This is a genomic window from Leeia oryzae DSM 17879, from assembly GCF_000376945.1.
Taxonomy (GTDB): domain Bacteria; phylum Pseudomonadota; class Gammaproteobacteria; order Burkholderiales; family Leeiaceae; genus Leeia; species Leeia oryzae.
On the sequence record NZ_AQXU01000011.1, the window covers coordinates 70569 to 77451 of the forward strand.

At 53.3% G+C, this 6883-nt stretch carries 5 protein-coding genes and 1 rRNA gene; 1 reads left to right on the top strand and 5 read right to left on the bottom strand.

Annotated elements, in window-relative coordinates; genetic code table 11:
* Positions 1–29: 29 nt before the first annotated feature.
* A complete protein-coding gene (locus F552_RS0101165) occupies positions 30–728 on the bottom strand; it encodes a pseudouridine synthase (RefSeq protein ID WP_018149880.1) in 699 nt (232 codons plus the stop codon).
* On the bottom strand, positions 725–1090 hold the full coding sequence (gene arsC / locus F552_RS0101170) for an arsenate reductase (glutaredoxin) (protein WP_018149881.1): 366 nt from the start codon (positions 1088–1090) through the stop codon (positions 725–727). The genes F552_RS0101165 and arsC overlap by 4 nt, the downstream gene beginning before the upstream one ends.
* 93 nt (positions 1091–1183) lie before the next feature.
* On the opposite strand from arsC, the gene F552_RS0101175 reads away from it, so the two are divergent.
* Positions 1184–1396, top strand: a complete 213-nt coding sequence (locus F552_RS0101175; RefSeq protein ID WP_051078236.1) for a SlyX family protein — start codon at positions 1184–1186, stop codon at positions 1394–1396.
* Here the strand turns inward: F552_RS0101175 and F552_RS0101180 are convergent.
* From F552_RS0101180 to rrf, 3 genes are all read right to left on the bottom strand, one after another.
* Positions 1393–2625, bottom strand: coding sequence for a TIGR03862 family flavoprotein (locus F552_RS0101180; protein ID WP_245546636.1), 1233 nt, complete (start codon positions 2623–2625; stop codon positions 1393–1395). The two genes, F552_RS0101175 and F552_RS0101180, sit on opposite strands and share 4 nt — an antisense overlap.
* Positions 2626–2639: 14 nt before the next feature.
* Positions 2640–6371, bottom strand: coding sequence for a methionine synthase (gene metH / locus F552_RS0101185; protein WP_018149884.1), 3732 nt, complete (start codon positions 6369–6371; stop codon positions 2640–2642).
* Between the two features lie 272 nt (positions 6372–6643).
* Positions 6644–6757: ribosomal RNA gene (rrf, locus tag F552_RS0101190) — 5S ribosomal RNA — on the bottom strand.
* Between the last annotated feature and the right edge of the window lie 126 nt (positions 6758–6883).

Consider the following 6883-nt stretch of genomic DNA (forward strand, 5'->3'; position numbering starts at 1 on the left):
GCTACCTGCTGTGCCAGCACGGTAGCCGGTTACATCTGTTCAGGCAAGTCCGGCATCAACTGCCATTGCCCTTCCGGCAAGTCACCCAGATTAACGGCACCAAATGCTTCTCGGTGCAAAGCCTCCACCCGGTTCCCGACTGCGGCCAGCATGCGCTTGACTTGATGGTATTTGCCCTCGGCAATGGTCAGCAACAGTTGCAGATCGCCGAGCCTTTCAACGCGCAATGCCTTCACAATCGCATCCTCCCCATGCAGCAGTACACCGTCCAATAACCGTGCCCGCATCTCGTCCGAGAAAGGGTGCTTCACCGTGACCAGATAAGTTTTGGCCACGTGCTTGCGGGGATGGGTCATGGCATGATTAAACGTACCGTCATCGGTTAGCAGCAATAGCCCCGTCGTGTCCTGATCCAGTCGCCCGACACACTGGATACCACGCGCAATCAAATGCGCAGGCAACAAACCAAACACACTGGCATGATGCTGTGGATCATGCGAGCACTCATAACCGGCGGGTTTGTTTAGCATCACATAGACAAACTCGTGATAAACATGTTGCGCATCATCCACCGTAAAAACAAGTCCGGCAGGGTCATACGCCCGCGCTGGCTGTTGTACTGGTTCGCCATTCGCTGTCACGCGTCCAGACCGGATGAGCCGCTCGCAGTCCTTGCGGCTACCAAAACCTTGGGACTGTAGTATGCGGCTTAATGCAACTGGCTTCATGCAGGCGTAATTCCCAGCCAGTCCGCGATCACCTCAGGTGGGCGGCCAATTTTGGCTTCGTTACCGTGTACCACGATGGGACGTTCAATCAGGCGAGGATACTGCACCATGGCATCCAGCAAAGCGGCATGATCCAGTGCTGGCGAGGCCAGATTCAATTCGATATATTCCGGTTCTTTTTTGCGCATCATGTCGCGAGGGTCAGTCAATCCCAGCATGATCAACAATTGCTCAAGTTCTGCGCGGGTCGGTGGTGTTTCCAGATAATGCTGGACAACTATTTCCTCTCCGGTTGCCAGCAACAAATCATAAACCTCACGCGACTTGGAACAACGCGCATTGTGATAAATCTTAAACGACATCAAACGGCACTTTCTACGTACAATTGAGGGGAATAACAGGCAAGCCATGCATTAATGGCCGCACATCATAGCGAATTTTGGAGCAACGCACGAATGAACAGCGATATTGAAGCCCGGGTAGATAATCTGGAAATCAAGTTTTCCCTGCAGGATGATCTGCTCGACTCTCTGAACCAGGTCATTTCAAGGCAGCAACAGCAAATAGACCACTTACAACTGCATCTGGTTCAATTGGCGCAACAAGTTCGCCAGCTAGAAAACGCACGACCCTTGAGTGCGGCAGATGAAGTACCGCCTCACTATTAGAGATCAGCCTGCCGCAACCACTGCATCACGCCGTTCGCTGCATGGCGCCCGCTAGCGAAGCAAGCTGTCAGCAGATAGCCACCTGTAGGTGCCTCCCAATCCAGCATCTCGCCAGCGCAGAATACACCCGGTAGCGCACGTAGCATCAGTGTATCCGTGCATGCCTGGCGGCGAATACCGCCCGCAGTGCTAATGGCTTCTTCCAGAGGACGCATGCCCGTCAAAGTCACAGGCAGTGATTTGATCGTCTGAGCCAGTCGCTCAGGCTGCTGCATGTCGTCGATTGAAAGCACTTCACGCAACAAGGCAAACTTCACCCCAGTGACACCCAGCTTGCTGGATAAATGCGAAGAAAGAGACTTGGCGCCTCGCCCCGACTGGATTGCTGCTTGCACTTTCTCGACCGCGAGATCAGGCAATAAATCCAGGTTCAGGATTGCCTTGCCATCCTTGAGTAGCTGCCGTCGCAGGCTCGCACTGACGGCGTAAATCAGCCCGCCCTCAATCCCCTGAACAGTCAACAGGCACTCACCTCGCTTATAAGCTGACCGACCCTGATAGTCCTGATAATGCACCGCGACATTTTTAAGCGGATGTCCGGCAAAACGGGTACGAAAGTAATCCGACCATTCGCACTCGAATCCCATGTTACTGGGCATGAGCGGAGAAATGTCGATCTGTCTAGCATCCAGCAGAGGAACCCAGGCACCATCCGACCCTAACTTGGGCCAGCTGGCTCCGCCCAATGCCAAAACAACCGCATCCGCCGGATAACTGACTTCACCCGCTGGTGTCATGAATTGCAAGGTGTTGGATACCGTCCAGCCCTGCCAGCGATGACGCACCTGAAATACGACGCCCAGCTCACGCAAGCGATGTAGCCAGGCTCGTAATAGCGGGGCAGCTTTCATTTCCCGGGGAAATACCCGCCCCGATGTCCCGATAAAGGTTTCGATCCCCAATGCATGGATCCATTCACGCAAATGATCTGCCTGCCAGTCGGCCAGCCAGCCGGCAACCCAGTCTTGCTGCTCGGCATAACGACTCACAAACGGTGCGTACGCTTCTGAGTGCGTAATATTCATGCCGCCCACACCGGCCAGCAGAAACTTGCGCCCCACGGAAGGCATTGCATCAAAGACAGTCACCCGGCAACCTGCTTGCGCCAGCACTTCTGCCGCCATTAACCCGGCGGGCCCTCCTCCAATGATGGCAACTGACTTAGTCATGTCGCATCCGGGCATCAGGAAGGGTTGTAGCCCAGTACCGGCGCCAGATCCCGCTCAGCCTCGGACAAGTGCACGCCTCTGCGTTCGGCATACGCTTCTACCTGATCCTTGTTGATTTTACCCACAGCAAAATACTGACTCTTCGGATGACTAAAATAGAAGCCAGAGACCGCGGCGGTCGGCAACATGGCATAGCCTTCCGTTAACGTCATGCCAATAGAAGGCGCATCCAGCAACTTGAACAAGCCCGTCTTGGCCGTATGGTCCGGACAAGCAGGATAACCCGGTGCAGGGCGAATCCCGACATACTTCTCATTGGTGAGGTCATCCACCGTTAATTGCTCGCCTGCGGCATACCCCCACAGCTCGCGCCGGACTTTCGCATGCATGTATTCCGCGAAGCCTTCGGCAAAACGGTCAGCCAACGCTTTGACCATAATGGCACTGTAATCATCGTTGGCTTCTTCAAAGTGCTTGACGTGCGGATCGATGCCGATGCCACCGGTCACCGCAAATGCACCGATAAAGTCCTTGATGCCCGTTTCTTTCGGGGCAATAAAGTCAGCCAAGCACCAGTTCGGCTTGCCTGCCCCCTTGATGTTCTGTTGCCGCAAATTATGCCAGGTCATGAGCACCTCGCCAGTCTGAGGGTCATAAATCTCGATATCCTCACCCGCCACCGAGTTTGCCGGAAACAGCCCGACCACACCGTTTGCCTGCACCCATTTCTCAGCCATCATCTGCTTTAACATCACTTGGGCATCGGCAAACAAGGCCCGGGCTGACTCGCCCACAACCTCATCATCCAGAATGCGCGGATACTTGCCAAACAGTTCCCAGGCATTAAAGAACGGGCTCCAGTCAATAAACGGGGCAATCTCTTCCAGTGAAACATTCTCAAACCGGAACACACCCAACTGGCGAGGCACCGGTGGCTGGTAGGCCAGCCAGTCAAATCCCGTCGCGGGAGCAAACCCATTGGCTCTGGCTGCTTCAATTGGTAAAAACTGTGTTTTGTCTTTATTGGCATGAATGGTACGAATATTATCGTACTCGGCACGCAATTTTTTCACAAATTCTGGCTTCAACTCATCGGACAACAAGCTGGAACAGACCCCGACTGCACGGCTGGCATCAGGCACGTACACCACATGTCCACTCGGATAATTCGGCTCTATCTTCACGGCTGTATGCACTTTGGAGGTCGTCGCGCCACCAATCAGCAACGGGATCGTAAAGCCCTGGCGTTCCATTTCTTTCGCCACATGCGCCATTTCTTCCAGTGATGGCGTAATCAAACCGGAGAGGCCAATAATGTCCGCGCCAATCTCCCGTGCCGTATCCAGAATTTTCTGTGCCGGCACCATCACACCCAGATCGGTCACCTGGTAATTGTTACACCGCAGAACAACACCCACGATATTCTTGCCAATATCGTGAACGTCGCCCTTTACGGTCGCCATTACGATCTTCCCTTTGGCCGGCGCATCCGCCAGGCCCATACGGATTTTTTCTTCCTCGATAAAGGGCTCCAGATGCGCAACCGCAGCCTTCATGACCCGTGCAGACTTGACCACCTGTGGCAAAAACATCTTGCCGGCACCAAACAGATCCCCCACCACGTTCATCCCGGTCATTAGCGGGCCTTCAATCACATGGATCGGGCGCTCGCTATTCAGGCGGGCTTCTTCCGTATCTTCAACGATATAGGTCGTAATCCCTTTGACCAGGGCATGGGTAATCCGCTCTTGCAAAGAACCATTACGCCAGGTCAGATCTTCAACCGACTTTTGGGACGCATCACCACGGAATGTCTCGGCAAGCGCAATCAACAACTCGGTTGCATCCCCACCTCCAGCCGGGGTACGCATCAGCACTACGTCTTCAATGCGCTCACGCAACACCGGGTCGACTTCCTCATAAACCTCCAGCGCCCCCGCATTGACAATCCCCATGGTCATGCCACGCGAAATCGCATGGTAAAGGAAGACGGCATGAATCGCTTCCCGGACCTTGTTATTGCCACGGAAGCTAAAAGACACGTTCGAGACGCCACCAGAAATCTTGGCGTGAGGCAAATGAGCCTTTATCCAGCCGGTTGCCTCGATAAAATCCAGCCCATAGCGGGCATGCTCTTCAATCCCTGTGGCTACCGCAAAGATGTTCGGATCAAAAATGATATCTTCGGCCGGGAAACCAATCTCGTTCACCAGAATGTCGTAACTACGCTGGCAAATCTCTATCTTGCGTGCATAAGTATCCGCCTGCCCAGCCTCATCAAAAGCCATCACGATGACGGCTGCACCATAGCGGCGCAAGAGTCGGGCATGATGCCGGAACTGCTCTTCGCCTTCTTTCATGGAGATTGAGTTAACAATGCATTTACCCTGAACGCACTTCAGACCCGCTTCGATCACACTCCACTTGGAGGAGTCGATCATGATTGGTACCCGGCTGATATCCGGCTCGGCGGCAATCAGATTCAGGAAGGTCACCATGGCCTTATGGGCATCGAGCATGCCCTCATCCATGTTGATGTCAATGATCTGGGCACCATTCTCCACCTGCTGGCGCGCCACATCCAACGCTGTTGCGTAATCTCCGTTCAAGATCAGTTTGGCAAACGCTTTGGAGCCTGTCACGTTGGTCCGTTCGCCCACGTTAACAAACAGATCATGATCCCCAATATTGAACGGTTCCAAACCAGACAAGCGGCATTTACGCTCCAACTCAGGTAGCTTGCGTGGCTCGACATCTTTTACAGCCGCATAGATCGCCGCAATATGATCTGGCGTTGTACCACAGCAGCCCCCGATAATATTGGTCAAGCCACTGCGCGCCCACTCAGACACCTGGCGTGCCATTTCTTCAGGGCCAAGGTCGTAGCCACCAAATGCATTCGGGAGTCCCGCATTGGCATGTACGGATACATAGGTACCAGAAATCCGCGACATTTCCTCGACATACGGACGCAACAGATCTGGCCCCAAGGCACAATTCAGGCCAAAGCTCAGGGCATCGGCATGATTGAGTGAGTTGTAAAATGCTTCGGTAGTTTGCCCGGTCAGTGTACGGCCAGACTGATCGGTAATGGTACCGGAGATCATGACCGGTACTTCGACCCCATGCGTATCAAAATACTGTTTGATCGCAAAGACAGCCGCTTTGGCATTCAAGGTGTCAAAAATGGTCTCGACCAACAGAATGTCGGCTCCACCTGATAACAGACCATCAATTGCTTCAGTATAGGCCGTCACCAGCTCATCAAACGTCACATTGCGATAACCCGGATCATTTACATCCGGACTGATCGAACAGGTTCGATTGGTTGGCCCGAGAACACCGGCACAATAGCGCGGCTTGGTTGGTGTTTTCAGCGTCTGAGCAACGCATAAGTCTTTGACCAGCTTGGCAGCCGCAAAGTTGAGCTCCCACACCAGAGACTCCATCCCGTAATCCGCCATCGCGATCGAGGTAGCGTTAAAGGAGTTGGTCTCAATAATATCCGCACCAGCATCCAGATATGCCTGGTGAATGGCTGCAATAATCTGAGGCTGAGTCAACGCCAACAGGTCATTATTACCCTTGAGATCCTGCCCCCAGTCGGCAAAGCGCTCGCCACGGTAGGCAGCCTCATCCAGTGAGTAGCGCTGGATCATAGTGCCCATGCCGCCATCCAGAATCAGGATACGGTCATTCAGTAATTGTTGGAGTTCTTTTGTACGATTAACAATACTAGATTTCATGATGATGGCAACTTGGCATTAAAATATTTTATTATTGTAACATGTAGACGTAGCGCTAAAACGTAGTCTGCTTTAGCGACAGAAGACAGATTGTGACTTTCACAACAACTGCAAACTCATGACTCTACTCGGGCATGGCCACCCATGCCCCTACTACGCCAGCCGTCTCGACGGCATCGCCAGCCTGTTCGAGTAGGCGGGTTTCGATGTGCATTTCCCGGCCCCAAACGTAAAAAGCCCCTGATCGTCAGATCAGGGGCTTCCTGTGGGGTGCCCGGCAGTGTCCTACTTTCACAAGCGCAATGCTCACTATCATCGGCGCTACGTCGTTTCACGGTCCTGTTCGAAATGGGAAGGCGTGGGTCCAACGCGCTATGGCTGCCAAGCGTAACTTGTCACGCAGCAAGTGATCTTCATCACTCACCACTAAAAACGGAAGAAGTAATTCTTTTCAGGTCTAAATTATATCCACTTCACACAGCGTCAACCAACAACCGCAATATCCACGGTTA